We start from the raw sequence: 24,175 nt of genomic DNA, 5'->3' as shown, positions 1-24,175 counted from the left end.
GGCCGTGCGACGATGCCCCCCATGTCAGGCAGTGACGAACTCGTTGCGCTCTATGACCTCGACGGAACGGCGGTGGGGGCGGCGACCCGCTCCCGGGTCCGCGCCGAGGGGCTGTGGCACGCGGCGGGCGTGGTGTTGGTCCGTTCGAGTGACGGAGGTTCCGTTTACGTGCACCTGCGCACTCCCACGAAGGACGTCTATCCCTCCACTTGGGACTGCTGGGCGGGCGGCATCGTCGCGGCGGGTGAGACACCGGACGAGTGCGCGCGCCGGGAACTCGCTGAAGAACTGGGTGTTCACGGAGTGGAACTGCGGCCGCTTTTCGTCCATGTCACCGACGACGACACGATCCGCTGCCACAACTTCGCGTTCGAAACACGCTGGGACGGCCCCTTCGTCCACCAACCGTCCGAAGTCGTGGAAGGACGTTGGCTGACACTGGCCGAGTTGCATTCTTGGCTCGACGACCCGGAGAGCCGGTTCATCCCGGACGGCCGTCTCGGCGCGCTGGAGTGGTTCCGGCGGGAAGCCGCCCCCTAGGCCGAGCGGAGGCGCTGCGCGACGATCGGCAACAGCCGCTTCGCCGCGTCCGTCGCCCGTGCCTCGGTTCCGGCCGTCACGCTGAGGGCGGAGACCAGTTTCCCCTTGGCGAGCAACACCGTGCACGTCGTGCCCTCGCACCAGGCACGCTGGATCTCGACGCCGGCCTGCTTCGTCAGCGTGAGTTTCTTGCCTTCGCAGTCCGCCTGGGTGACGACGTCCGAAGCGTCACGATCGGTGTACTCGGTGACCTGGTGCTCCAGCGTCGAGCCGCTCGGATACGACCACGTCGCCGAGCGGCTCGTGCCACGGGTGAGTCCGGTCAGACAGCCGGACACCTTGCTCTCACCAGGGACGACCTCTTCCTCGGCGACGTCCTCGTCGGTCAGCAGCGCGGCGGAGACGGCCGCGGGGACCCGAGCCCGGGTCGAGGGCGGCGGCACCGGCGCGGCCTGCGGCTTCACCGACGGCTGCGCGGGTTCGGCCGCGGGCGTCGGTGCCGGGTCGTCGTAATAGGTGTCGAGGTCGTTGGGGCGGTCCGCGCAGCCCGACAAACCGAACAGCGCGACCGTCGCCACCGCGAGCACCTGCCGATGACGCACCCTCAAGCCTCCCCGGTGACCCGCCAGACGTTTGCCGCGAGACTAGACCAGCCCCTCAATGCCAGCCGAGGCAGGACCGGTGCCGCCAGTAGGCGACCGGTTCTTCCGCGAGCGCGGCCAGCTCCGCGAGTTCGTCCGCGGTCGGCTTCATCCGCGTGGCAAGGAGATTCTCCGCGAGCTGGGCGGTACTCGACGGACCGATGACCGCGACCGGCCGCCAGTCCTGCGCCAGCACGGCAGCGATCGCCACCGCGTCCGGACCGGCCCCGTGCTCCCGCGCGATCCGCGCGAGCGGTGGCGGCGGCTCGACCACCAGCCGTCCGTTCGCGACGGTTTCCTTGACCAGCACCCGTTTCCCGGCGGCGTGCGCTTCCGCGAGCGCCGGGCCGACGGAGGGTTCCAGCAGGTTCCACGTCGACTGCACGGCACTGAAGACCGGTGTTCCGGAGACCTCCAGCTCGAACGCCCGGCGGATCGCGTCGGCCTGCGCGGGGCCGGAGGTGGAGAACCCCACCGGGACACCGTCTGCGGCGAGTTCGGCCAGCGCGCCGATCAGCCGGTCGTCGCCGAACAGCGGACTGTCCACAGTGAGCGAGTGGACTTGGTAGAGGGAGACCGCTTTACCCAGCAGGTCAACGGTTTCCGCCCACTGCTCGGCGAACCGCGCCGCGGTGTGCTCCTTGACCTCGTGCACTTCCGCGTCGAGCTTCCACTCCCCTACGTAGCGGTAGCCCCATTTGCTCGACACCGTCACGTCCGCGGGGGCGCGATCGGCGAGCCAGCCGGCGAGGAACTCCTCCGAGGAACCATACGAACGGGCGACATCGATCCACCGGACGCCCGCGCGGTACGCGTCGTCCAGTACGTCGTAGGTCGCCGCGCGCATCGCCTCGAATTCGCGTCCGGGCGGCAACGCGCCGGCCCGGCCGAGGTTGATGTACGCGGGCCTGCCGAGCGCCGCCAGTCCGACGGCGATCCGGTCGCCGGCGTGGGCATCCGAGTCTGTCACCGGGCTCCTTCGTTCTTGTGGCGGAGGATCGCGAGCCACTGGCTCGAGTTCTGCGCCTGCCGATGGAGCTTTTCTAGGCGAGCCGCCGGGGCTCGAACGTAACCCTTGCCGAAGACGGGCGCGATCTGACGGAGGCTGGCGCCCTCCTCCCTGGCGGCGAGCAGTGCCCAGTCGGAGGCGTCGGCGCAGGCCGCGGAGGCGCGGCGCAGCTCCCCCAGGATCTCGATGAGTTCGGGGGCGCTCACCTCCCCCGCCCGTACGGCGGCCGCCGTCGTTTCCAGCCACGCCAGGACATCGGCCTCGGTGATCGGCGCGCGCGGGCGCCCAGAGGATTCGCTCACGGCCGATGAGTATAGGTCGTTATACGCGCGGCGTACGGGACCGCCACGCGGAGGTGTGGAACACATCGTCCGAAAACCGCTGGAGTACACAGTGGATTCCCGATTCACTGAGCCGGAAGACGCGAACTCGGGAGAAGGACAATTGGGACGTTTCAGTATCGCGATCCGGTTCGCGGCGCTCGCGATCGTGTGGGGCGCGAGTTTTCTGTTCATCAAGGTCGGTCTCACCGGCCTGTCGCCCGCTCAGGTGGCGCTTTCGCGCATTTGCCTCGGCGCGGTGGCCCTGATCGCCATCGCCGCCTGGCGTCGCAAGCCACTCCCCCGTGATCCGGCACTCTGGGGCCATCTCGCGGTGGTGTCCGTGCTGCTGTGCGTGATCCCGTTCCTGCTGTTCTCCTGGGCCGAGCAGTACATCTCGTCCGGGCTCGCCAGCATCTTCAACGCGACGACCCCGCTGATCACCATGCTCATCGCCGCCGCGGCCCTGCCGTCGGAACGGTTCACGAAGGCCCGGACGACCGGCCTGATCCTCGGTTTCCTCGGCGTGCTCACCATCGTCGGGGTCTGGCAAGGGATCGACGTCTCCCACGAACTGACCGCGCAACTGGCGTGCCTCGGCGCGACGACCTGTTACGGGATCTCGTTCGTCTACGTGCGACGGTTCATCTCCTGGCGGAACCTCGACGCGCCGACCGTCGCACTCGGGCAGGTCTGTTGCGGCGCCGTCGTGATGCTGCTGCTCGCACCGTTCATCGCGACGACGCCGGTGCGCCTCGACACGCCGATCGTCCTCAGCATGATCGCGCTCGGCGCGCTGGGTACCGGGCTCGCCTACGCCTGGAACGCGTCGATCATCGCGGCGTGGGGCGCGTCGAACGCGTCCGCGGTGACCTACCTCACACCTGTCGTCGGTGTGCTGCTCGGTGTCCTGGTCCTCGACGAACCCTTGGCGTGGAACCAGCCCGTCGGCGCGCTGCTCGTCGTCCTCGGCATCCTGGCCGCGCACGGGCGGCTGAGCATGCGCAAGAAGGTCCGGGAACCCGCCCCCGTGTGACGCGAAAGGGCCCTTCGCCGCATGCGCTGCGGCGAAGGGCCCTTTCGGCTTGCCTTACAGGTACTGACCGGTGTTCGTGGCGGTGTCGATCGCCCGCCCCGAATCCTGGTTCTTGCCGGTGACGAGCGTGCGGATGTAGACGATCCGCTCGCCCTTCTTGCCGGAGATCCGGGCCCAGTCGTCCGGGTTGGTGGTGTTGGGCAGGTCCTCGTTCTCCGCGAACTCGTCGACTATCGCGTCCAGCAGATGCTGCACGCGCAGGCCGGGCTGCTGGGTCTCCAGCACCGACTTGATCGCCGACTTCTTCGCCCGGTCCACGATGTTCTGGATCATCGCGCCCGAGTTGAAGTCGCGGAAGTACAGGACTTCCTTGTCACCGTTGGCGTAGGTGACCTCGAGGAACCGGTTCTCGTCCGTCTCCTCGTACATCCGCTCGACCGTGTGCTGGATCATCGCGTCGAACGTCGCCCTGCGGTCCCCGCCGAACTCGGCGAGGTCGTCCGCGTGGATCGGCAGGCCATCGGACAGGTACTTGGAGAAGATGTCCTTCGCGCCTTCGGCGTCCGGACGCTCGATCTTGATCTTGACGTCGAGCCGGCCCGGCCGCAGGATCGCCGGGTCGATCATGTCTTCACGGTTGGAGGCGCCGATGACGATGACGTTCTCCAGGCCCTCGACACCGTCGATCTCCGAGAGCAGCTGCGGGACGATCGTGGTCTCCACGTCGGAGGACACGCCCGAACCGCGGGTGCGGAAGATCGAGTCCATCTCGTCGAAGAACACGATCACCGGGGTGCCTTCGGAGGCCTTTTCCCGGGCCCGCTGGAAGATCAGGCGGATATGCCGCTCGGTCTCCCCGACGAACTTGTTCAGCAGCTCCGGACCCTTGATGTTCAGGAAGTAGGACTTCCCGTCCGCCTTGTCGCCGCGGGCTTCCGCGACCTTCTTGGCGAGCGAGTTGGCCACCGCCTTGGCGATGAGGGTCTTACCGCAGCCAGGAGGCCCGTAGAGCAGCACGCCCTTCGGCGGGCGCAACTGGTACTCCTGGTAGAGATCCGCATGCAGGAACGGAAGCTCGACGGCGTCACGGATCTGCTCGATCTGCCGGGTGAGGCCACCGATGTCCTCGTATTGGACGTCGGGCACCTCCTCCAGCACGAGATCCTCGACCTCCGCCTTCGGCACGCGCTCGTAGGCATAGCCGGCTTTCGAGTCGACCAGCAGGGAATCGCCCGGCTTGAGGGGCTGTTCGGCCAGCGGATCCGAGAGCAGGACGACCCGCTCCTCGTCCGCGTGCCCGACCACGAGCGCACGGGGGCTGCCGCCCTCGACGTCCGGGGCCAGCACCTCGCGCAGTGCGCAGACCTCGCCGATCTTCTCGAAGTCGCCGCCTTCGACGACGGTGAGCGCCTCGTTGAGCCGCAACGCCTGTCCGCGCTGCAGCGACGAGACCTCGACCGCGGGTGAGACCGAGACTCGCATTTTGCGGCCCGCGGTGAACACGTCCACCGTGTTGTCCTCGTACGCGGTCACGAACACGCCGTAACCGCTCGGAGGCTGGGCCAGCCTGTCGACCTCCTCCCGCAACGCGAGCAACTGGCCACGCGCCTCGCGGAGCGTCTCGACCAGTTTCGTGTTGCGTTCCGTGAGTTGGCTCACTCGTTCCGACGCCTCGGCGAGTCGCTGCTCCAGCACTCGGTTCTGACGTGGCGAATCGGTGAGCTTCCGGCGCAGCAGGGCGACTTCCTCCTCGAGGAAGCGGACTTGACGTGCCTGCTCGTCGGACGTGATCTCGGCTCCGGTCGTTTCTGAAGGGTCGGCCTCCTCGCGCCGACCTCCGGGAAGGTCATGATGCATCGGGCACCTCCTCGGAGTGCTTTTCATTCCACGGTACCGGCGATCACCGACAATAAAAGGCCTTTCCGCATCACAAGATCGGCGCGTCGCGTCTCGGACGATCCCGCAGCACGTACCTTCACCACGCGCAAGGGGCCATCCCGGTGCCGGGTCCGACACTCCCATGGTCACAATCCGTCCACCTACCCTGACCTGCGCCGGAATACCCGGCTCCGTCCGGGTGCAAACGGGTTTCCGGTATCAGTTCGGCCCTAATCGAGCGGCGATCCGGGTCGATGGCTAGCATCGGGCGACGTTCGCCGGGGAGGTCGACCGGCGCGTCGTGTTGAGCATTTTCGCAGAACAGCTAGGGGGCAACAGCCATGACTTACCCGCCGCAACAGCCCGGCGGCTACGGACAAGATCCGTACGGCCAGCAGGGCGGGTACCCGCAGAGCGGCCCCCAGCCGCAGCAGGGATACCCCGGGGGTGGCCAGTACGGCCAGGACCCGTACGGCCAGCAGCAAGGTGGCTATCCGCAGAGCGGACCACAGCCCCAGCAGGGATACCCGGGCGGCACGCAGCAGTTCGGCCAGCCGGATCCCTACGGGCAGCAGGGCGGCTACAACGCGTACCCGCAGGAAGGCGGCGGTTACGGAGGCGAGCCGCCCAAGAAAAAGAAGACGGGCCTGATCGTCGGCATCGCGATCGGCGCGGTCGTGCTGGTCGGCGGTGGCGTCACCGCCCTCGTCATCGCGCTGAACTCCGGTGACGACAACCCGACCGCCGCGCCGCCGGCCAGCAGCGCGGCCCCGTCGGAGGCTCCGTCCTCGTCGTCGCAGAAGCCGAGCTCGACCCGGAGCAAGTCCAGCTCGCCGAGCACGTCGGCGACCAAGAGCTCCGGTCCGGCGCCCGGCGGGAAGGCCACGCCTCAAGAGGTCTTCGAAAGTGCGGCGACCTCCTACAGCGCGGGTGACAAGAAGGCGTTCCTCGACCTGATCTGCCGTAGCGAGAACACCAAGGACGAGGGCAAGCCGCTCGACCCCATCAAGCTCGAGATCACCGAGCCCGCCAAGGAAAGCGGCGACCGGGCGACCGGCCGTTACCGCGCGACCCAGGGCACCAAGACGGCGGAAGGCACCATCACCGCGGCCAAGGAGTCGGAACTGTGGTGCCTCAAGGACATCAAGGCCGACAAGAAGTGACCCACCGGTGACGGTGAGCCACAAGCTGACCGCCGCCGCGGCGGTTTGTGGCGCGGTCGTGGCCGGGGTCGTGGTGGGGCTGCTGCTGGTGGCCCCATCCGGCTCCGACCCCGCCGCGTCGAGCACCGTCACGCCCTCGCCACAGCCGAGCTCGTCCCGTCCGGTCCCGGTGGATCCGGACGTGGCCGCGGTCGAGGTCGTCGGCAAGGCGATCGCCGCGGCCATCGTCGACCACGACGCGACGGCGTTCGGCAAGCTCACCTGCGTCCAGCAGTCCTCGGCCGATCTGGCCGAGCTCAAGCGGAAGTGGGAGGCGGCGGGCAAGGTTTCGGCGACCGTCCCCGACCCGCCCGCGGTGCGGGGCGACTCCGCGACCGTGACCGTGCACGTCGAGGGCGCGGGCGGTCAGAAGGACACACCGTTCCCGCTCAAGAAACGCGACGGCGAATGGTGTGTGCCCTGACATCGCGCCGATTTGGTCCGTGAAGGCCTCCTTGAGGGACTCTGGGTCCCTCAAGGAGGCCTTCACGGACCACAAGGGCTGGGAGGGGCGGGGGCGGGTGCTTCTGGTGCCTTACCTCTCAATAAAACCTTCGCCGTTCTGGCGACCCGGATCACTCACGACCCGCGCGGCGCGGCCGCGACGAGCCCGCTGATCAGCAGGTCCAGCGCGCGTGTGAAGTCCCGCTCGGGATCCACGGCCGCCAGCGCGGGTAAGGCGCGGCTGAAGTTCGGCAGCGCCGCCGGATCGATCCGCCGCAGGTAAGGGTCTTGGCCGGTTTCGTCGCGGCGCGTCGTGGTGAAACCGGCGGTCGTCAGCAGCAACGAGCCGAAGACCAGGCTGTTCAGGGCGCCCAGCGTCTGGCGGATCCCGTCGTCCTCGAAACCGGCTTCGTAGAGCGCGCCGACGAGATCCTCGACCGGCCGCAAAGAGCGCAGCGAGTTCGGATTGGCCTCGTCGGTGGCCAACGCCATCGGCACGACCGGATGCCGGGCGAGCGCGCGATAGAGGTTGAGTGCGGTGACCCGCACCCGTTCCGGCCACGGCGCGCCGGGGTCGGCCGGTTCGATTCCGCTGTAGACGCGTTCCGCGATGCCGTCGAGGATGTCGGTCTTGTTCCGGACGTGGTTGTACAGCGCCATCGCTTCGACGCCGAGGGTCTTGGCGAGCTTGCGCATCGAGAGCCCCTTGAGGCCTTCCTCGCCTGCCAAGGCGAGCGCCGCGTCCAGGACCTTTTCCCGGTTCAACGGTTCTCTCCGTGTCATCCCGCGCCCTTCGCTTGACAGGTTTACGGTGTATCTATCATATTTACAGCGTATATTTACACTGTAAACACGGGGGTGTCGTGAACGACGTGATCATTGTGGGCGGGGGACCGGTCGGCCTGCTGCTGGCAGGCGAACTCCGGCTGGCTGGAGCCGATCCGCTCGTCCTGGAAGCGGGCGACGGTGCGGTCCGCCGGAGCCGGAGCTTCGGGTTGCGCGGGATCAACGGCCGCACGTCGCAGTCCCTGCGGCTGCGCGGCCTGACCGAGGCGTTCTCGAAAGCGCAGAAGGAGGCATCCGGCGTCTCCGGGCTGCTGAAGGGGAATCGCGCGAGAGGGCACTTCGCCGGCTTGCCCCTCATCGAGGATGAGGTCCCGTCGGGAGCGGCCGGCGGGTTCGTGCTCAAACAGCATGTGCTGGAAAGGATTCTCGCCGACTGGGCGACCGAGCTCGGCGTCCGCGTCCGGACGGACTGTGGGGTCGTCGACCTCGTGCAGGAGGATTCGGCGGTCCGGGCCGTGCTCGCCGACGGACGGTCCGAGCGGGCCGCCTACCTGGTGGGCTGCGACGGAGGCCGCAGCGTCGTGCGAAAGCGGGCCGGGATCGCGTTCCCCGGCACGGACGCGAAGATGACCGGCCGGGTCGCCGCGGCGGAGCTCGCCGATCCCGGCGCGGTGCGCTCGGCCATGCACGGCCCCGGCGGGATGGTGCACACGTCGCTGGTGCCGGGCGAGATCTCCACCATGGAGTTCGACGGCGGACCGGGTGGCCGGGACGCGCCGCTGACAGCCGAGGAGATGCGGGCGAGTATCAGCCGTGTCGCGGGGGTCGATGTCGAGCTCGTCCGCTTCGGCGGCGGAATCCGCTTCAGCGACAACACGCGTCAGGCCGCGACCTACCGGCAGGGGCGCGTCCTCCTGGCGGGCGACGCCGCCCACGTGCATTCGCCGATCGGCGGACAGGGGCTGAATCTGGGGCTCCAGGACGCGATGAACCTCGGCTGGAAACTGGGCCTTGTCGTCCGCGGACGGGCGCCAGAGTCCTTATTGGACACTTACACCGCGGAGCGGCATCCCGTCGGGGAGCGCGTACTTCGCAACACTCGGGCCCAGGTCGCGTTGTTGCGTCCTGGCCCGCAGGTCGCCGCGCTCCGCGAGGTGATGGAGGAGACGTTGGCGATCCCGGCGGCGAGACGGCATTTCATCGCGATGGGGAACGGCGCCGACATCGACTACGCGCCGGACGCCGCGCATCCGCTGATCGGCCGGTTCGTTCCGTTGCCGCTGGTGTCCGAGGACGGTCGCGCGCTCCTGGTGGCTCGCGCCGGCGAGGTCCAGGCCGCCGCGAGCGGCCGGGTCCGGCTCGTTGAGGCGGACTCCGATCAGGCATTCCTGATGCGGCCGGACGGCTACGTCGCCTGGGCCGCGCCGCACGGCGAGACGACCGGGCTGACCGAAGCGCTCGCACTCGTTGCGGGCACGGGCGGGGCGCGTGTATAAAGTGAAACGACCGTTCAAAATGTAACGAGTGTTCAATATGTGGGGGCGCCTTGCCAGGCCAATATCGAGAGCTGTTCTCCGCGAAAGGCTCTCTCGCGTTCTCCGCCGCCGGGCTGGTCGCCAGGATCCCGGTCCCCATGATGGGGATCGGGATCATCACGATGCTGGCGCAGACGCGGGGCGACTACAGGCTCGCCGGACTGGTCTCGGCGGCGTTCACGCTGTCCATGGCGCTGCTCGGGCCGCAGGTCTCGAGGCTGGTGGATCGCCGGGGGCAGAGCCGGATCCTGTTGCCCGTCACCGGAATCAGCGTGATGGCGCTCGGCGCGCTCCTGCTCTGCGCGCGTTTCGGGGCGCCGATCTGGACGCTGTACGTGTCCGCGATCCTCGCCGGGTTCATGCCCAGCATGGCGGCGATGGTCCGGGCCCGGTGGTCGCGGCTGTACCGCGGCTCGCCCCGGCTGCACACCGCCTTCGCGCTGGAATCGGTGGTCGACGAGCTGACCTTCGTCATCGGGCCCGCGCTGTCGGTGGCGTTGTGCACCATCGTCTTCCCCGAAGCCGGGCCGTTGGTCGCCGTGGCGTTCCTCGTCGTCGGAGTGCTGCTGTTCGTCGCGCAACGCGAGACGGAACCGCCCGTGCCGCCGCCGAGCGGATCTTCCGGGAGTTCGGCGATCCGGCTGGGCGCGGTGCGGGTGCTGGTACTGACGCTGGTGGCGGGCGGTGTCATCGTCGGCACGGTCGACGTCGTCAGTGTGGCGTTCGCCCGGCAGGCCGGGTCGCCGTCGGCCGCGGGCATCGTCGTTTCGGTCTACGCGGTGGGTTCCGCGATCTCGGGGCTGGTCTTCGGGACGCTCAAGCTCGCCATGACCCCGCCTCGGCTGCTCCTGATCGGCACCGCGGGCACGGCCGCGAGCGTGGTGCCGTTGCTGGTCGTGGACGGTATCGTGAGCTTGTGCGCGGTGGTGTTCGTCGCCGGATTGTTCTTCTCTCCCACGATGATCGTCGTCATGGGGATGATCGAGAAGGTCGTCCCGGCGGAGAAGCTGACCGAGGGAATGACGTGGGCGATCACCGGCCTCAGCATCGGGGTCGCGCTCGGCGCCGCGGTGTCCGGTGAGGCCGTCGACCGCTTCGGGCCGGACGGCGGGTTCGCCGTCGCGGTCGTCGCCGGTGGCTTGATCATCCTGATCGCCCTGCTCTCGTATCCTCTGCTGAGCAGGAAGACCACGATCAGCGAGGAGGCGGCACGCTGAACGAGCCGAGCACCGACGGCCGTCTCGCCAAAGGCGAGCAACGCAAACGGGAACTGATCGAGGCCACCCTGCGCATCGTCGCGAGGGACGGCGTTTCGGGGGTCAGTCACCGCACCGTCGCGCGTGAGGCGGGGCTGCCCGCGACGGCGGCCGCGTACCACTTCCGGGGGATCGAAGACCTGCTGACCGCCGCGCTCACCCAGTGCATGGACGAAGACGCCGAGCGGATGCGCGTCCTCGCCGCCGAGGCCGACGGCGGCGTGGACGCGCTGCGGAGGTTCGCCACCTTGATGGCCGACGTCGTCGCCAAGCCCGGGCACCTGCTGGCGGAGTACGAGCTGTACCTCTTGGCGGCGCGGGAGCCGAAGCTCCGCGAGTCGACCGATCGCTGGATGGCGGCCTTGGCGGACTTCGCCCGCTGCAACACCGACGATCCGGTGCGGGTCGAGCTGCTGGTCGGGCTGGTGGACGGGTTGCTGCTGCAGGGATTGCTGCGCGACGAACCGCCGACGGCGGAACGGTTCGAGGCCATCCTGCGGACCGCTTTGGCCTTGTGATGGGGGACGGGAGCCGCGTTGCGAGAGCCACTTTCGCAACGTCAGCGGAGGACAAGGAGAGCGCGTGAAGGCCCCCTTCCCTCGGCTCAGCCGAGGAAACTCGACCTTCACACCTTCCTCAAGTACATGAAGGACCCCTTCCTTGCGCCAGGCGCAAGGAAGGGGTCCTTCATGTACTCCGGCGGGAAAGGACACCGGCCAGGCCCTCGTGAGTGTTGCGAAAGTGGATTTCGCGACACCTGGTTGCAGGCTTCGGGAGGCTGGTCACCCTGGCGGTGTGTGCGAGGGATCGGAAGCCGGGCCTGATGCCCCCAATGTGGCATTGGGGACGCTGACCGTCCCCAATGCCACATTGGGGGCATCAGGCCGCGGCACGAGCCGACACGCCACGTTCGCCTTACCCCTCAATAGAACCCGAATCGCCACTCACGAGACGCGAGGATGAGAGGGCGGCTGCTTCAGCGCTCCCGCGTCGAACTCTCGTGTCGTGAAGGGCCCCTTTGAGACCTTGATCGTCTCAAAGGGGCCCTTCACGACATCCCCGCGACCGCGGTCTAGGTGATCGCGGGTGGTGACCAGGTCAGCCGCGGATCCGTCTGCACGAAACTGCCCAGCAGCTGGTCGATCCGCGTCAGCGTGTCGAGGTCCAGGACCACCCCGGCCGCCTTCGCGTTCTCGGTCAGCTGGGCGGCGCTGCTCGCGCCGGTCACCACCGAGGCGACGGTGTTGTGCTGCAACGTCCAGGCGAGTGCCAGCTGCGCCATGGTCAGCCCGGCCTCGTCGGCGACGCCGCGCAGCATGCCGACGCGTTCGAGGAGGTCCGGCAGGAGCAGTGGCCGTGCCTCGGCGGACTTGGCGGCCCGGGAGTCCGGCGGGATCTCGCCCGGCCGATACTTGCCGGTCAGGACGCCCTGTGCGAGGGGGACCGAAGCGAACTGGCCGATCCCGGCGCGTTCGCAGACCGGCATCACCTGCGCTTCGGCGACCCGCCAGAGCATCGAGTAGTGCGGCTGGTTGGCGATGAGCGGGACACCGTGCCGCTCGGCGATCGGCCGCGCCTCCAGTAGCTGTTCCGCCGTCCATTCCGCGGTGCCCGCGTAGAGGATCTTCCCCTGCCGCACCAGATCCGACAGCGCGAGGAACGTCTCCTCAAGCGGTGTGCGGTAGTCGAACCGCAGCAACTGGTAGACGTCGACGTAGTCGGTGCGCAGCCGCCGCAGCGATCCGTGCAGCGACGTGGTCAGGTGTTTGCGGCTGAGGCCGGCGTCGTTGACGCCAGGGCCTTCCGGCCAGAAAACGCCGGTGCAGAGGACGAGGTCGTCGCGGCGCGCGGGCGCCAGTGCCGTGGCGAGGTTCTCTTCGGCGGCGCCGCCGTCCCAGGCGGCGGCCGTGTGGAAGGTCGTGATGCCCGCGTCGAGGGCGGCCTGGACGCACTCCGCGCCGTCGCGGTGCGTGAGCCAGTTGCCGTAGGAGATCTCGCTGACGGAAAGCCCGCTCGCGCCGAGCCTGCGGTACTCCATGGTCACCTCTTCCGCGCGCCGGTATCGAGGATGGTGCGGTCGATCCATTCGTCGAGACCGGCCGCCTTTCGGGCGTAGGTCTCCCGCACCGATTCGTGCGGCAGGATCAGGAACTCCTCCGATGCCAGGCCGTGCACCACGGACTCCGCGACCTCCTCCGGTTCCAGCAGCGGCGCGGCGGCGGCGATCGCGAGCGCGGCGGGGTGTCCGGCGGCGATGCCCGGTTCCAGCAGTGCGGTCCGCACGCCGAGCGGGCACAGCGCGCTGACCCGCACCCCGCGCGGCCGGTAGGTGATGGCCAGCCATTCGGCGAGGGCGACGGCCGCGTGCTTGGTCACCGAGTACGGCGCGTCGCCGGGGGTGCCCAGCAGACCCGCCCCCGAGGCCGTGATCAGCAGATATCCGTTGCCCCGGCTCAACATCGCGGGGAGCGCGACCTGGGCGGCGTGCACATGCTGCATGACGTTGATCGCCCACGAGCGTGTCCACTGTTCGTCCGCGGCGTGCACGCCCGTCCCGAACGCGGCACCGGCGTTGGAACAGAAGAGGTCCACCGGCCCGAACTCCGTGCGAGCCTCGGTCACCAGCATCTTCAGGTCCTCTTTGGACGACGCGTCGGCATGCCGCGCGATCGCGGCGCCACCCGAGGCCGTGATCCCGGCGACCACCTGCCGCGCGGCGTCGAGGTCGAGATCCGAGACCACCACCCCGGCGGCGCCCTCGGCGGCGAACCGCCGGGCCATGGCGGCGCCGATACCGTGTGCCGCGCCGGTCAGCACGACGACTCGTCCTGTCACTTCCACATGCGCTCCATGGTTATCGATTCTGCTTTTGATGACAATTCTTCTGTTTTGTTATGCCGGTGAGCAACGCCTTGTTCAAAACTGCGACGAAGATGATAAAAGTGCAGGTCAAAGACTTGTTCTCGGGGTGTCGACATATTTGTTTCCGGCGCCGGACTTTAGCATGCGATCCCTTGTTTTCCGAGTTCTCGTGCGGGAGTATTGCGCTCTCTGCGGCAAGTAGGTTATTTCTTGGGAATCCCGCTGAAAGATCGCCGAACCCGGCGAGGTTCGACCAGCCCCAGCCGAACAGGAGGTCCGCCGGTGAGTCATGCGACGGCGCGCACGCGGGTACTCGGCGTCAACCCGCTCGGACGTCCGGATCCGGGGCTGGCCGCCGCCGTCGCCAGGGGCGGCGGCCTCGGGATCGTGGACATCGGGACCACAATGTCCACATCGGACAGCAGGTTCCCTTTCGGTCTCCGAGTCCCGGCGGGCCGCCACCTGCGGGACGAAGAGGCGCGGGAGAGCGGTGCGGGCCTCGTCCTCCTGGCCGAGGGAGCGGTTTGGCGGGGCAGGGCCGACCTTCCCGTGCTGGCCGAGGTGACCAATGTCGAGCAGGCCGTCCGGATGCTCGACACCGGCGCCACCGGTCTGGTGGCGAAGGGAGCCGAGGCGGGCGGCTCGGACCTCACCACGTTCGTTCTGCTGCAGCGGTTGCTGGAGCGGTTCGGCGAAGACGTCCCGGTGTGGGCGTACGGGGGCATCGGGCCGAGGACGGCGGTGGCCGCCATCGCCGGGGGCGCGGCGGGTGTGGTGCTCGACGGGCTCGGCCTGTTCCCGGAAGCCGACGTGCCCGCGGCCGCGCGGGCCGAACTGGCCAGGGCCGACGACGGGCTCACCGCGTTGTTCGCGCACCGCTTCGAGGACGCGGAAAGCGCCGTCCGATCGGTCGTGCGGTCTCTTGCCGCTCCGTCTTCGGCGAGCCCCTCGGACCAAGGCGTACGGCTGTGCCGCACGTTGGGGACCCGCCTGCCGGTCGTGCAGGGGCCGATGACGCGGGTGAGCGACCAGCCCGGGTTCGCCGCCGCCGTCGCCGCGCACGACGGCTTCCCGTTCGTCGCCGTGGCCACCGCGAACGGCGCCAAGACCACCGAACTGCTCGGCCGCACCGCCGAAGCGCTCGGCGAACGGCCTTGGGGCGCGGGCATCCTGGGCTTCGTGCCGGAGGCGCTGCGCGCCGAGCAACTCGCGGCGGTCCGCGCGGCGCGTCCGCGCTGCGTGCTGATCGCCGGCGGGAAACCCGCGCAGGCCAAGGCGCTGGAGGCCGACGGGATCGCGACCTTCCTCCACGTGCCGTCCCCGATCCTCCTGCGGCAGTTCCTCGACGCCGGGATCCGCCGGTTCGTCTTCGAGGGCGCCGAATGCGGCGGGCATATCGGCCCGCGGTCCAGTTTCGTGCTGTGGGAGCAGCAGCTGGACGTCCTGCGCGAACACGGCGCCGAGGACGTCGAGGTGCTGTTCGCGGGCGGGATCCACGACGCCCGGTCCGCCGCCATGGTCTCGGCGATGGCGGGGCCGCTGACGGGGATCGGTGTCCTGATGGGCACCGCGTACCTGTTCACCGAGGAAGCCGTGACCCACGGCGCCATCACCGAGGTCTTCCAGGACCGGGTGCTCGACGCCGGATCCACGGTCACCCTGGAGACCGCGCCCGGTCACCTGACCCGCTGTCTGCCCAGCCCGTACACCGACGAGTTCGCCGCGCTGAAGGCCGGGCTACGCGCGGACGGCGTCCCGCCGCAGGAGAGCTGGCAACGGCTGGAGGAGCTGAACACCGGACGGCTGCGGATCGCGAGCAAGGGCATCCGGCGGGAAGGCGACGCCCTCGTCGAGGTCGACGCGCTCGGCCAGCTCGCCGAGGGCATGTACATGGCGGGCCAGGTGACGGTGCTGCGCGAGCGGCGCACCGACATCGCCGCTCTGCACCGGGAAGTGACCGATGGCGCGGCGGACCTGCTCGCCGGCCGTACCGCGCCCGAGGAGTCCGTTGTGGACGGTGACATCGCCATCGTCGGCATGGCGTGCGTGTTCCCCGGGGCACCCGACCTCCCGGCCTTCTGGTCCAACGTCCTGCGCGGCGCGGACGCCGTCACCGAGGTGCCGGATCAGCGCTGGGACACCGACGTCTACGCGGACCAGTCGACGTCGAAATGGGGCGGTTTCCTGCCTGCCGTGGACTTCGACCCGCTCGCGTACGGCATCCCGCCCAACTCGATGGGCAGCATCGACCCGGCCCAGCTGGTGTCCCTGCAGACGGCACGGCGAGCCCTCGAAGACGCGGGCTACGGCGACGGCGGCTTCGACCGCGAGCGCACCAGCGTCATCTTCGGCGCCGAGGCCGGGGGCGACCTCGCGAACGCGGGTGTGCTGCGCGCGCTGCTGCCCAGCTATCTCGAAGACGTTCCGGAAGAGCTCCTCGCGCAATTGCCGGAGCTGACCGAAGATTCGTTCCCCGGCACGCTCGCCAACGTCATCTCCGGCCGGATCGCCAACCGCCTCGACCTCGGCGGCACCAACTACACCGTGGACGCCGCCTGTGGATCTTCGCTGGCGGCGCTGGACCTCGCGGTGAAGGAACTGCGGGCGGGTACGAGCTCGATGGTCCTGTGCGGCGCCGTCGACCTGCACAACGGCGTCAACGACTACCTCATGTTCACCTCCGCGGGCGCGCTGTCGCCGACCGGCCGGTGCCGCCCGTTCGACGCGTCGGCCGACGGGATCGCGCTCGGCGAGGGCGTCGCGTGTCTCGTGCTCAAGCGGCGGGCCGACGCCGAACGCGACGGCGATCGCGTCTACGCCGTGGTCAAGGGCGTCGGCGCCGCCAGCGACGGCAAGGCGCTGGGCCTCACCGCGCCGCGCCCCGAGGGGCAACGGCGCGCTCTCGCCAGGGCGTATCGCGACGCAGGCGTGTCCCCGGCGGACGTCTCGCTGGTGGAAGCGCACGGCACCGGGACGGTCGTCGGCGACGCCACCGAGCTGACCACGCTCACCGAGTTCTTCCTCGACGCGGGCGCCGAACCGGGCACGTGCGCGCTGGGTTCGGTGAAGAGTCAGATCGGGCACACGAAATGCGCCGCGGGGCTGGCGGGACTGGTGAAGGCGGCGCTGGCGCTCTGGCACGAGGTCGTGCCGCCCACGCTGCACCTGAGCACACCGAACCCCGCCTGGGACGCCGAGCGCAGTCCCTTCACCTTCTCCACCGGAGCCCGGCCGACGCCGGTTCGCCGCGGCCGCGAGTTCGCCGGAGTGAGCGCGTTCGGGTTCGGGGGCACCAACTTCCACGCGGTGCTCGCCGCCCCGGGGGTACCGCCGGGACGGCGGCACGGCCCGCGTGACTGGGACGCCGAGCTGGTCCTGCTCCGCGGGTCCGATGTGGACGGAGCGCGGACCGCGTTGCGTGACCTGCTCGCGGCGAACGAAGGCCGTCCGCTGCGGGAGATCGCCGCGCTCGCCGCCGAACGGGGCGGATCCGAGCCGGTGCGGCTCGCGGTCGTCGCGAGTGACCTCGCGGAACTGCGTGAGGCCGCCGAGAACGGCGGAGGGCTCGTCGCGGAGGACACCGAAGCCGGCGCGGTCGCGTTCCTGTTCCCCGGCCAAGGCAGCCAGCGCACGGGGATGCTGGCGGAGCTGTTCGTGCATTTCCCCGAGCTGGCCGACGTGCTGGGGCTCGCTCCCGACGTCGCCGCGACCACCTTCCCGCCGCGCGCGTTCACCGAAGAGGCACGTGCCGCCCAGAACGAGGCGCTCAAGGACACCCGGGTCGCGCAGCCCGCGCTCGGCCTCGTCGAGTCGGCCGTGTGCCGGTTGCTGGCCGATCTCGGTGTCCGGCCGGACCTGCTGGCGGGGCACAGCTACGGCGAACTGACCGCGCTGTCGGTCGCGGGCGCCTTCGACACCCCGACCTTGGTGGCGCTCAGCCGGGCAAGGGCCCGCTCGATCGCCGAAGTCGCGGGCTCCGATCCGGGCGCGATGGCCGCGGTGAAGGCGTCCCGCGAGGAACTGGCCGCCGCCCTCGACCACCCGGACGTCGTGCTCGCCAACCACAACGCGCCGGGCCAGACCGTCCTTTCCGGACCGACGGCCGCCGTGGAGGAGGCCGTCCGCGTACTGCGGGGCCAGGGGATCTCGGCCAAGCGGATCCCCGTCGCCTGCGCCTTCCACAGTCCGCTGGTGGCCGGGGCGAGTGACGTGTTCGCCGTCGATCTCGACAACGCCGAGATCGGTGAGCCGGACGCGCCGGTGTGGTCGAACCGCACCGCCCGGCCGTACGACGCCGGAGCCGTCCGCGCGGAGCTCGCCGCGCAGATCGGGTCGCCGGTGCGCTTCGTCGAGCTGATCGAAGACATGTACGCGGCAGGCGCGCGCACGTTCGTCGAGGTCGGCCCGGGGCAGGTGCTTTCCCGGCTGGCCACGGAAATCCTCGGTGACCGGCCGCATACCGTGATCGCCTGCGACCCCGGTGGGCCAGGGCTGCGAGGGTTCCTCACCGCGCTCGCGCGCCTGGCGCTCACGGGCGTCGACGTGCGCACCGAACGGCTCTTCCACGGCCGCGTCCGCGTCGGCCCGCTTCCCGCGCCCGCCTGGACCGTGGACGGCCAGACCGTCCGCGCGCCCGGCGGCGAGGTCCCCGCCCATGGGCTCGTGCCCGCCCGACGAATCCCGAGGACGACCATGAACCAGCCCGTGCCCGGTCGCGACCAGGCCGTCGTCGAATTCCTCCGCACCAGCCGTGAAATGCTGGCGGCGCAACGGGACGTGATGCTGGGCTACCTCGGCACCGCGCCGCTCGCCCCGGCCACGGTGCAGGTCCCGGTCGTGCCGTCGGCGCTGCCGGTCGAGGCGCCTGTCGTCGTGTCCCGGCCCGCCGTCGAGCCGGAACCGGTCGCCGCGGTGCCGTCACGAGAAGCCCCGAGCACCGACGTCCTGGCCACCGTGATCGGCGCGATCAGCGAACGCACCGGCTATCCGGCCGAGATGATCGACGCCGATCTCGATCTGGAAGCGGATCTTTCCATCGACTCGATCAAACGCACCGAGATCGCGGGCACGCTGCTCGCGAAGCTCGGCCTCAACGGACGGGTGCACGACGACGCCCAGGATCAGCTCAGCCGCGACCGGACGGCGAGTGCGCTTGCCGCGCGGCTGCGGAAGTGGCTCGAACCGGCCGCCCCGGCCGCCGTGGCACCGGCGCCCGCGGGCACCTCGCCCGGCCGGTACCTGCTCAGCCGCGTGTCCGCGCCACTCCCGACACCCGATCTCGCCAGGGTGAACGGCAAGACGGTCTCGGTGAGCTTCGAACCCGGCCAGGAGGAACTGGCCGAGTCGGTCCGCGCGGTGTTCATCGACGCGGGCGCCGTGCCGGGGGAGCGGGCCGAGGCCGACTTCGTCCTCGTGCTGAACCCGTTGTCGGACGCGGAAGAACCGGTCGCCGCGCAGGTCTTCGGCCTGCTCAAAGCAGCCAAGGGCGCGGTGGTCGTGGTGGCGAGGCCGGGCGCCGGGCATACGGCCGGACTGCGCGGCCTCGTCCGTGCCGCGGCGCGGGAGCGGACCGAGCCGACCAGGCTGGTCGAGCTGGAGTCCACAGTGGACTTGGCGCGGATAGTGCTGGAAGAGGCGATCGCCGACGGGCCGGTGGCCGTCCGCTACGACACCGCGGGGCGTGCCGCGTTCGAACCGTCCGCGGGCTCTCTCGGTTCGATCGCGTACGCGGGCGCCGGTCCCGGCGGCGGAGAGGTCAAGGCACTCGGCCTCGACCAGGATTCGGTGCTGCTGCTGATCGGCGGCGCCCGCGGGATCACCGCACGGGCGGCGGTCGCGCTGGCGGCGAGCGGATGCCGGATCGAACTGGCCGGGCGCACCCCTTGGCCCGCCGAACCCGGCGACGACGACCTGCCCGGCGACGCGCCGGGGATGCGCTCGGCCTTGGCCGCGCGAGGTGGTTCGCTGGCGGACATCGAACGCCGGGTGCGCACCGTGCTGGCCCAGCGTGAGATCGCGAGAACACTCGACCAGATCGGCGCGGCGGGCGGTGTCGCGGCCTACCGGTCGCTCGACGTGCGCGACGGCGCCGCCGTCCGGCAAGTGGTCAAGGATCTGCACACCCGCTACGGCCGGATCGACGGCGTCGTCCACGCGGCCGGGGTGATCGACGACAAACTGATGGCCGACAAGGACGAGCACTCGTTCCGCACGGTCTACGGGACCAAAGTGGATGGTGCGCGCGCGTTGCTCGACGCTTTGGAGCATTTCGGGGTGCGACCCGGATTCGTGACGTTCTTCGGCAGCATCGCCGCGGTGCTGGGGAACCGGGGCCAGACCGACTACGCGGCGGCGAACGACGCGCTGGAAACCCTCGGCGAACAGTGGGCGGAACGCACCGGCTGCCGGGCGCTGACCGTCCACTGGGGACCGTGGGCCCCCTCGGAGGACCACGCGGGCATGGTGTCGCCGGAACTGGCGCGCGAGTACGAACGCCGCGAGGTGGCGCTGATCGATCCGGACGAAGGCACGGCCGCGCTCTTGCGTGAGCTCGCCTTCGGCCCGGCCGACGTCCGCTCCGTGCTGTACACGGCGTCACTGTGGTGAACCAAACCGTGGTGAACCAGACCGTGCTGAACCAGGAGCCGGTCGCGATCGTCGGGATGGGTGTCTTCCTTCCCGGTTCGTCCACTGTGGACGAGTACTGGCAGAACATCGTTTCCGGCACCGACGCGATCACCGAGATCCCGCCGCACCGCTGGGATCCGAGTTTCCACGCTCGCGACGGCCGCACTCCCGACCGCACCTACGGGCGGCGCGGCGGGTTCGTCGCCGACAGCCTGGACTTCGACGCGACCGCGCTCGGCATCGCCCCGAGTTCCGTCGCCGGGATGGAACCCGACCAGCTGGTCGCGCTGGCCGTGGCCGCTTCCGCCGTCGACGACGCCGGTGGCCTGCGGCGGCTGGGCGACCTCGAACGCGTCGGCGTGATCCTCGGCAGGGGCGGTTACCTCTCGCCCGGGCTCCAGCGGTTCGACCAGCGCGTCCGGTCGGTCCGTCAGATCACCGGCGCCGTCCGGGACCTTCTCCCGTCGGCGCGTCCGGAGATGCTCGACAGGCTCCGCGACGCGCTGCTGGAACCGCTCGGCGAGTTCCGGCCGGACAGCGCGATCGGGCTGGTGCCGAACCTCGCCGCGTCGCGGGTCGCCAACCGGCTGGACCTCGGCGGCCCCGCGTACACGGTGGACGCCGCCTGCGCGTCCTCGCTGCTCGCCGTGGACCAGGCGATCGGCGAACTCGCCCGTCGCCGCTGCGACGTCGTGCTCGCCGGCGGCGTGCATCACTGCCACGACGACACACTCTGGTCGATGTTCACCCAGCTCGGTGCCCTGTCGCCGAGCCAGCGGATCAGCCCGTTCTCTCGCGACGCGGACGGTCTTTTGATCGGCGAGGGCACCGCGATCGTGGTGCTGAAACGGTTCTACGACGCACGCCGCGACGGCGACCGGGTCTACGCGGTGCTGCGCGGATCCGGGACGTCGAGCGACGGCAAGGGCGCGAGCCTGCTCAGCCCGGCCGTGGCAGGCCAGACCCTGGCGCTGCGCCGAGCGTGGGCGTCGGCGGGCCTCGATCCCACCGCGCCCGGCGCGCTCGGCCTGCTGGAGGCGCACGGTACCGCGACACCGACCGGGGACGCGGCCGAACTGACCACCCTCGCCGAGGTGTTCGGCCCGCCGGACGGACCGCGCGCGGCGATCGGCGCGGTCAAGGCGATGATCGGGCACACCATGCCGACCGCCGGGGCCGCCGGGCTGATCAAGGCGGCGCTCGCGCTGCACCACGCAGTCCTGCCACCCACCCTGAACTGCGCGGATCCCAGTCCGCTGCTGGACAAGACCCGGTTCCGCACGCTGGCCGCCGCCGAGCGGTGGCAGGCGGGCGATGTCCCGCGCCGGGCGGCGGTCAACGCCTTCGGTTTCGGCGGCGTCAACGCGCACGTGGTGCTGGAGGAGGCCGACCCGGCGCCGGCGCGGCCACAACGGGCCAAGGTGACCGCGGAGCCCGAGCGTGTCCTGCGGCTCGCGGCGCCCACACCGGACGAACTGCGCGCGCTGCTCGACCGCCAGGAGCCGGAATCCGGCGGACACGGCCCGTGCCGGATCGGGATCGTCGGCCCGACCGCGAAGCGGCTGGAAGTCGCGCGGAGGGTGCTCGCGAAGGTCACGGCCGAGGGCAAATCCTGGCGCGGTCCCAACGACATCTGGTGCGGCACGGAGCCTCTGTTGCAACAGAACGGGGCGAAGACCGCGTTCGTCTACCCGGGACTGGAAGCCGACGCGGAACCGCGCTGCGCCGACGTCGCCCGGCACTTCGGCCTGGAGCGGCCCGAGTGGTCGACGGCGAGCGTGCTCGCGCGTGCTTCCAGCGTGTCCCAGGTCGGGTTGCTGCTCGACACCGCGCTGCGACGGCTCGCCATCACGCCGGATCTGCTCGCCGGGCACAGCGTCGGCGAATGGACCGCGATGCAGGCGGCGGGGATGTACCCCGGACAGTCCACAGAGGACATGTTGGCTCAGTACTGGCCACAGGGATTCACCTTGCCCGACGCCGAGTTCCTCGTTCTCGGCTGCTCCGCCGAACGCGCGGAGGCGCTGCTCGCCGCCGAACCGGAGCTGATGATCTCCCACGAGAACGCGCCGCGGCAGACGATCGTATGCGGGGATCCGGCGGCCGCGGCCCGGCTCGCCAAGCTGTGCACCCAGCACGGCGTCGTCGCCAGGACACTGCCGTTCCGGTCCGGGTTCCACACCCCGCTGATGCGCTCGCGGCTCGGCCCGTTCACCCGGCTCGCCGCCGAACTTGACCTGAAGCCGCCGCGCATCCCGGTCTGGTCGGCGACCACGGCACGGCCGTATCCCGCGGATCCGGTGGAGGTCCGCGAGCTCTACCTGGCCCATCTGGTGCGCAAGGTCCGGTTCCGGGAGCTCGTCGAGGCGCTCTACGCCGACGGCGCCCGGGTCTTCGTACAGGCGGGAGCCGGTCAGCTCGGTTCGTTCGTGACGGACACGCTGGGTTCGCGACCGCACCTGGTCATCCCGGCGTCCTCCGGCACGCGGCCCGGTCTCGCGCAGCTGCGCCGGGTGGCCACCGCGGTCTGGGTGGAAGGCGGACGGCCCGCGTTCGACGCGCTGGAACCACGCCGGACCCGGATCGACACGGCGGGCACCCTGCTCGCGGTCGACGGTGACGCCAAAGGCATGTTCGACGGCGCGGTTCCCGAGCTGGTCGACGGCGTGCCGGACGCGATCGTCGCCGAGTTCACCGCGCTGCTCTCCGAGACCCGCCAGGCGGCGGCGAGCGTCGTCAACGCGGCGGCACGGCGGACCTCCGAGTCCACTGTGGACGTCTCACTCGCCACGATGCCGTACCTGGTGGATCACCGGTTCTTCCGCCAGCGCGAGGATTGGCCCGAGGAAGCGGACTTCCGCCCCACGGTCCCGGCGACGACGCTGGTCGACCTGGCGTGCCGGGCGGCGGAACGGGCTTGGCCGGGTTCGGTCGCGACCGGCGTGAGCAACGCGGCGTTCTCCCGATGGCTGATCGCCGCGCCGGCGGTGCGCGTCCCGCTTTCGATGACCCGCGAAGGCGACCGGATCAGTGTCCAGATAGGACCGCACGCCAGTATGGACGTCCACCTGGCGCAGCGGTATCCCACGGCGCCCCGGCCGTCGCCGCTCCCAGGGCCGGAAACCGCGCCGCCGCTGAGCGCCGCCGAGATCTACACGCGCCGCGAGATGTTCCATGGGCCCGCGTACCAAGGCCTCGCGAAGCTCATCGGGCTGGGCGAACGGCATATCCGCGGCGACCTCGTCGTGCCGTCGGCGCCCGGCGCGCTGCTGGACAACGTCGGCCAGCTGCTCGGCTGCTGGCTGATGGCCACCAAGGCGGACGCACTGCTGGCCTTCCCGACGTCGATGGGCCGGATCACCTGGTATGGGCCGGAACCGGCGCCGGGCACCCGGCTGCGATGCGTGGTCCGGGTCCGGCTGCCGCGGCCGGACGTGCTGGAGATGGACGCCGAACTCGTACGCGACGGCGCCGTGCTGGCCAGGATCGAACAGTGGCGGGACATCCGGTTCCCGTGCGACCGGCCCGCACACCGGGTCTACGCCTTCCCGGACCGGCACCGGCTTTCCGAGGATCACCACGGCGGCTGGACCCTGGTCACCGACCGCTGGCCGAGCCCCGCCGCGCGCGACATCTACGCCGGCGTCTACCTCGGCGCGGAGGAACGGGCCGAGTTCGCCGCCTGCGCGCCCCGGCGGCAGCGCGGCTGGCTGCTGGAACGGATCGCGATCAAGGACGCCGTCCGCGCGAAACTCGGCTGGGACGGCGTGTACCCGGCGGAGCTTCGCGTGAGCGCCGACGGGACCAGGGTGACCGGCCTCCACGGCCGGACGGTGCCACCGTTGGCGGTGGCCGTCGCGTCGGCGGGAGAGGTCGCGGTCGCCCTCGTCCGCGAGCAGGCCGCGACGCCGCCCCGGATCGCGATCCGGGCGGAAGGTGAGCAGGCCGGGCTCGCCGAGGAGATCGGTATCGGGGCGGAATTCGCCGGAATCCCCGGGCACGTGGTGGCCTGGAACCGCGGGTAAGAGCAAGGAGCAGA

At 70.4% G+C, this 24,175-nt stretch carries 16 protein-coding genes and 1 pseudogene; 10 read left to right on the top strand and 7 right to left on the bottom strand.

The features are described 5' to 3' along the window. The first annotated feature begins 21 nt into the window (after positions 1-21). Positions 22-540 (top strand): NUDIX domain-containing protein, encoded by a 519-nt coding sequence (locus tag ACIHAO_RS15950; protein ID WP_396558392.1) that lies wholly within the window; start codon positions 22-24, stop codon positions 538-540. On the opposite strand, the gene ACIHAO_RS15945 is transcribed toward ACIHAO_RS15950, so the two are convergent. The 3 genes from ACIHAO_RS15945 to ACIHAO_RS15935 are packed head-to-tail and all read right to left on the bottom strand — an operon-like array spanning position 537 to position 2,492. Further along, positions 537-1,142 (bottom strand): hypothetical protein, encoded by a 606-nt coding sequence (locus tag ACIHAO_RS15945; protein ID WP_396558390.1) that lies wholly within the window; start codon positions 1,140-1,142, stop codon positions 537-539. The genes ACIHAO_RS15950 and ACIHAO_RS15945 overlap by 4 nt on opposite strands. 55 nt (positions 1,143-1,197) lie before the next feature. After that, positions 1,198-2,151: an aldo/keto reductase gene (locus tag ACIHAO_RS15940; protein ID WP_396558388.1), complete on the bottom strand. Its 954-nt coding sequence runs from the start codon at positions 2,149-2,151 to the stop codon at positions 1,198-1,200. Beyond that, a complete protein-coding gene (locus tag ACIHAO_RS15935; protein WP_125678154.1) occupies positions 2,148-2,492 on the bottom strand; it encodes a hypothetical protein in 345 nt (114 codons plus the stop codon). Before ACIHAO_RS15935 ends, ACIHAO_RS15940 begins: the two co-directional genes overlap by 4 nt. Positions 2,493-2,634: 142 nt before the next feature. Between ACIHAO_RS15935 and ACIHAO_RS15930 the strand changes: the two genes are divergently transcribed. Next, positions 2,635-3,546: a DMT family transporter gene (locus ACIHAO_RS15930; RefSeq protein ID WP_396558385.1), complete on the top strand. Its 912-nt coding sequence runs from the start codon at positions 2,635-2,637 to the stop codon at positions 3,544-3,546. Positions 3,547-3,600: 54 nt separating this feature from the next. On the opposite strand, the gene arc is transcribed toward ACIHAO_RS15930, so the two are convergent. Continuing rightward, positions 3,601-5,403, bottom strand: a complete 1,803-nt coding sequence (arc, locus tag ACIHAO_RS15925) for a proteasome ATPase (protein ID WP_396558383.1) — start codon at positions 5,401-5,403, stop codon at positions 3,601-3,603. 362 nt (positions 5,404-5,765) lie between these two features. Between arc and ACIHAO_RS15920 the strand changes: the two genes are divergently transcribed. Together ACIHAO_RS15920 and ACIHAO_RS15915 are read left to right on the top strand one after the other, a co-directional pair. Beyond that, the gene (locus tag ACIHAO_RS15920; RefSeq protein ID WP_125789995.1) at positions 5,766-6,587 is read left to right on the top strand and encodes a hypothetical protein; all 822 of its coding nucleotides are present in this window, start codon (positions 5,766-5,768) and stop codon (positions 6,585-6,587) included. Positions 6,588-6,594: 7 nt separating this feature from the next. After that, on the top strand, positions 6,595-7,050 hold the full coding sequence (locus ACIHAO_RS15915; RefSeq protein ID WP_396558381.1) for a hypothetical protein: 456 nt from the start codon (positions 6,595-6,597) through the stop codon (positions 7,048-7,050). A 155-nt stretch (positions 7,051-7,205) separates the two neighbouring features. Here the strand turns inward: ACIHAO_RS15915 and ACIHAO_RS15910 are convergent, their stop codons facing one another. Next, the gene (locus ACIHAO_RS15910; RefSeq protein WP_396558379.1) at positions 7,206-7,853 is read right to left on the bottom strand and encodes a TetR/AcrR family transcriptional regulator C-terminal domain-containing protein; all 648 of its coding nucleotides are present in this window, start codon (positions 7,851-7,853) and stop codon (positions 7,206-7,208) included. A gap of 80 nt (positions 7,854-7,933) precedes the next feature. On the opposite strand from ACIHAO_RS15910, the gene ACIHAO_RS15905 reads away from it, so the two are divergent. The 4 genes and pseudogenes from ACIHAO_RS15905 to ACIHAO_RS15890 all read left to right on the top strand — a co-directional run bounded on the left by ACIHAO_RS15905 (position 7,934) and on the right by ACIHAO_RS15890 (position 11,165). After that, the gene (locus tag ACIHAO_RS15905; protein WP_396558377.1) at positions 7,934-9,352 is read left to right on the top strand and encodes an FAD-dependent monooxygenase; all 1,419 of its coding nucleotides are present in this window, start codon (positions 7,934-7,936) and stop codon (positions 9,350-9,352) included. 50 nt (positions 9,353-9,402) lie between these two features. Further along, entirely contained in the window at positions 9,403-10,608 is a 1,206-nt protein-coding gene (locus ACIHAO_RS15900; RefSeq protein ID WP_396558375.1) for an MFS transporter, read from the top strand. After that, a pseudogene (locus ACIHAO_RS15895) lies at positions 10,605-10,787 on the top strand (TetR/AcrR family transcriptional regulator); the annotation flags it as partial. The gene ACIHAO_RS15900 and the pseudogene ACIHAO_RS15895, both read left to right, overlap by 4 nt. A gap of 27 nt (positions 10,788-10,814) precedes the next feature. Continuing rightward, entirely contained in the window at positions 10,815-11,165 is a 351-nt protein-coding gene (locus ACIHAO_RS15890) for a hypothetical protein (protein ID WP_396558373.1), read from the top strand. Between the two features lie 554 nt (positions 11,166-11,719). On the opposite strand, the gene ACIHAO_RS15885 is transcribed toward ACIHAO_RS15890, so the two are convergent. Together ACIHAO_RS15885 and ACIHAO_RS15880 are read right to left on the bottom strand one after the other, a co-directional pair. After that, complete coding sequence (locus ACIHAO_RS15885) at positions 11,720-12,685, bottom strand: aldo/keto reductase (protein WP_396558371.1); 966 nt, start codon at positions 12,683-12,685, stop codon at positions 11,720-11,722. Positions 12,686-12,687: 2 nt separating this feature from the next. Next, entirely contained in the window at positions 12,688-13,488 is an 801-nt protein-coding gene (locus ACIHAO_RS15880) for an SDR family oxidoreductase (RefSeq protein WP_396558369.1), read from the bottom strand. A gap of 303 nt (positions 13,489-13,791) precedes the next feature. Between ACIHAO_RS15880 and ACIHAO_RS15875 the strand changes: the two genes are divergently transcribed. Further along, positions 13,792-20,115 (top strand): SDR family NAD(P)-dependent oxidoreductase, encoded by a 6,324-nt coding sequence (locus ACIHAO_RS15875; RefSeq protein WP_396558367.1) that lies wholly within the window; start codon positions 13,792-13,794, stop codon positions 20,113-20,115. Between the two features lie 23 nt (positions 20,116-20,138). After that, positions 20,139-24,161, top strand: coding sequence for a beta-ketoacyl synthase N-terminal-like domain-containing protein (locus tag ACIHAO_RS15870; RefSeq protein ID WP_396558806.1), 4,023 nt, complete (start codon positions 20,139-20,141; stop codon positions 24,159-24,161). Positions 24,162-24,175 lie beyond the last annotated feature (14 nt).

The sequence above is a fragment of the Amycolatopsis sp. NPDC052450 genome, assembly GCF_044547565.1.
In the GTDB taxonomy this organism is placed as follows: domain Bacteria; phylum Actinomycetota; class Actinomycetes; order Mycobacteriales; family Pseudonocardiaceae; genus Amycolatopsis.
The sequence above is the reverse complement of the archived record's forward strand: the minus strand, read 5'-3'. Positions and strand labels throughout refer to the sequence as shown.

Bases quoted from the DNA above. Each gene is read 5' to 3' on its own strand.
- ACIHAO_RS15950 (WP_396558392.1), top strand. From the start codon at position 22: ATGTCAGGCAGTGACGAACTCGTTGCGCTCTATGACCTCGACGGAACG.
- arc (WP_396558383.1), bottom strand. From the start codon at position 5,403: ATGCATCATGACCTTCCCGGAGGTCGGCGCGAGGAGGCCGACCCTTCA.
- ACIHAO_RS15920 (WP_125789995.1), top strand. From the start codon at position 5,766: ATGACTTACCCGCCGCAACAGCCCGGCGGCTACGGACAAGATCCGTAC.
- ACIHAO_RS15910 (WP_396558379.1), bottom strand. From the start codon at position 7,853: ATGACACGGAGAGAACCGTTGAACCGGGAAAAGGTCCTGGACGCGGCG.
- ACIHAO_RS15890 (WP_396558373.1), top strand. From the start codon at position 10,815: ATGGACGAAGACGCCGAGCGGATGCGCGTCCTCGCCGCCGAGGCCGAC.
- ACIHAO_RS15885 (WP_396558371.1), bottom strand. From the start codon at position 12,685: ATGGAGTACCGCAGGCTCGGCGCGAGCGGGCTTTCCGTCAGCGAGATC.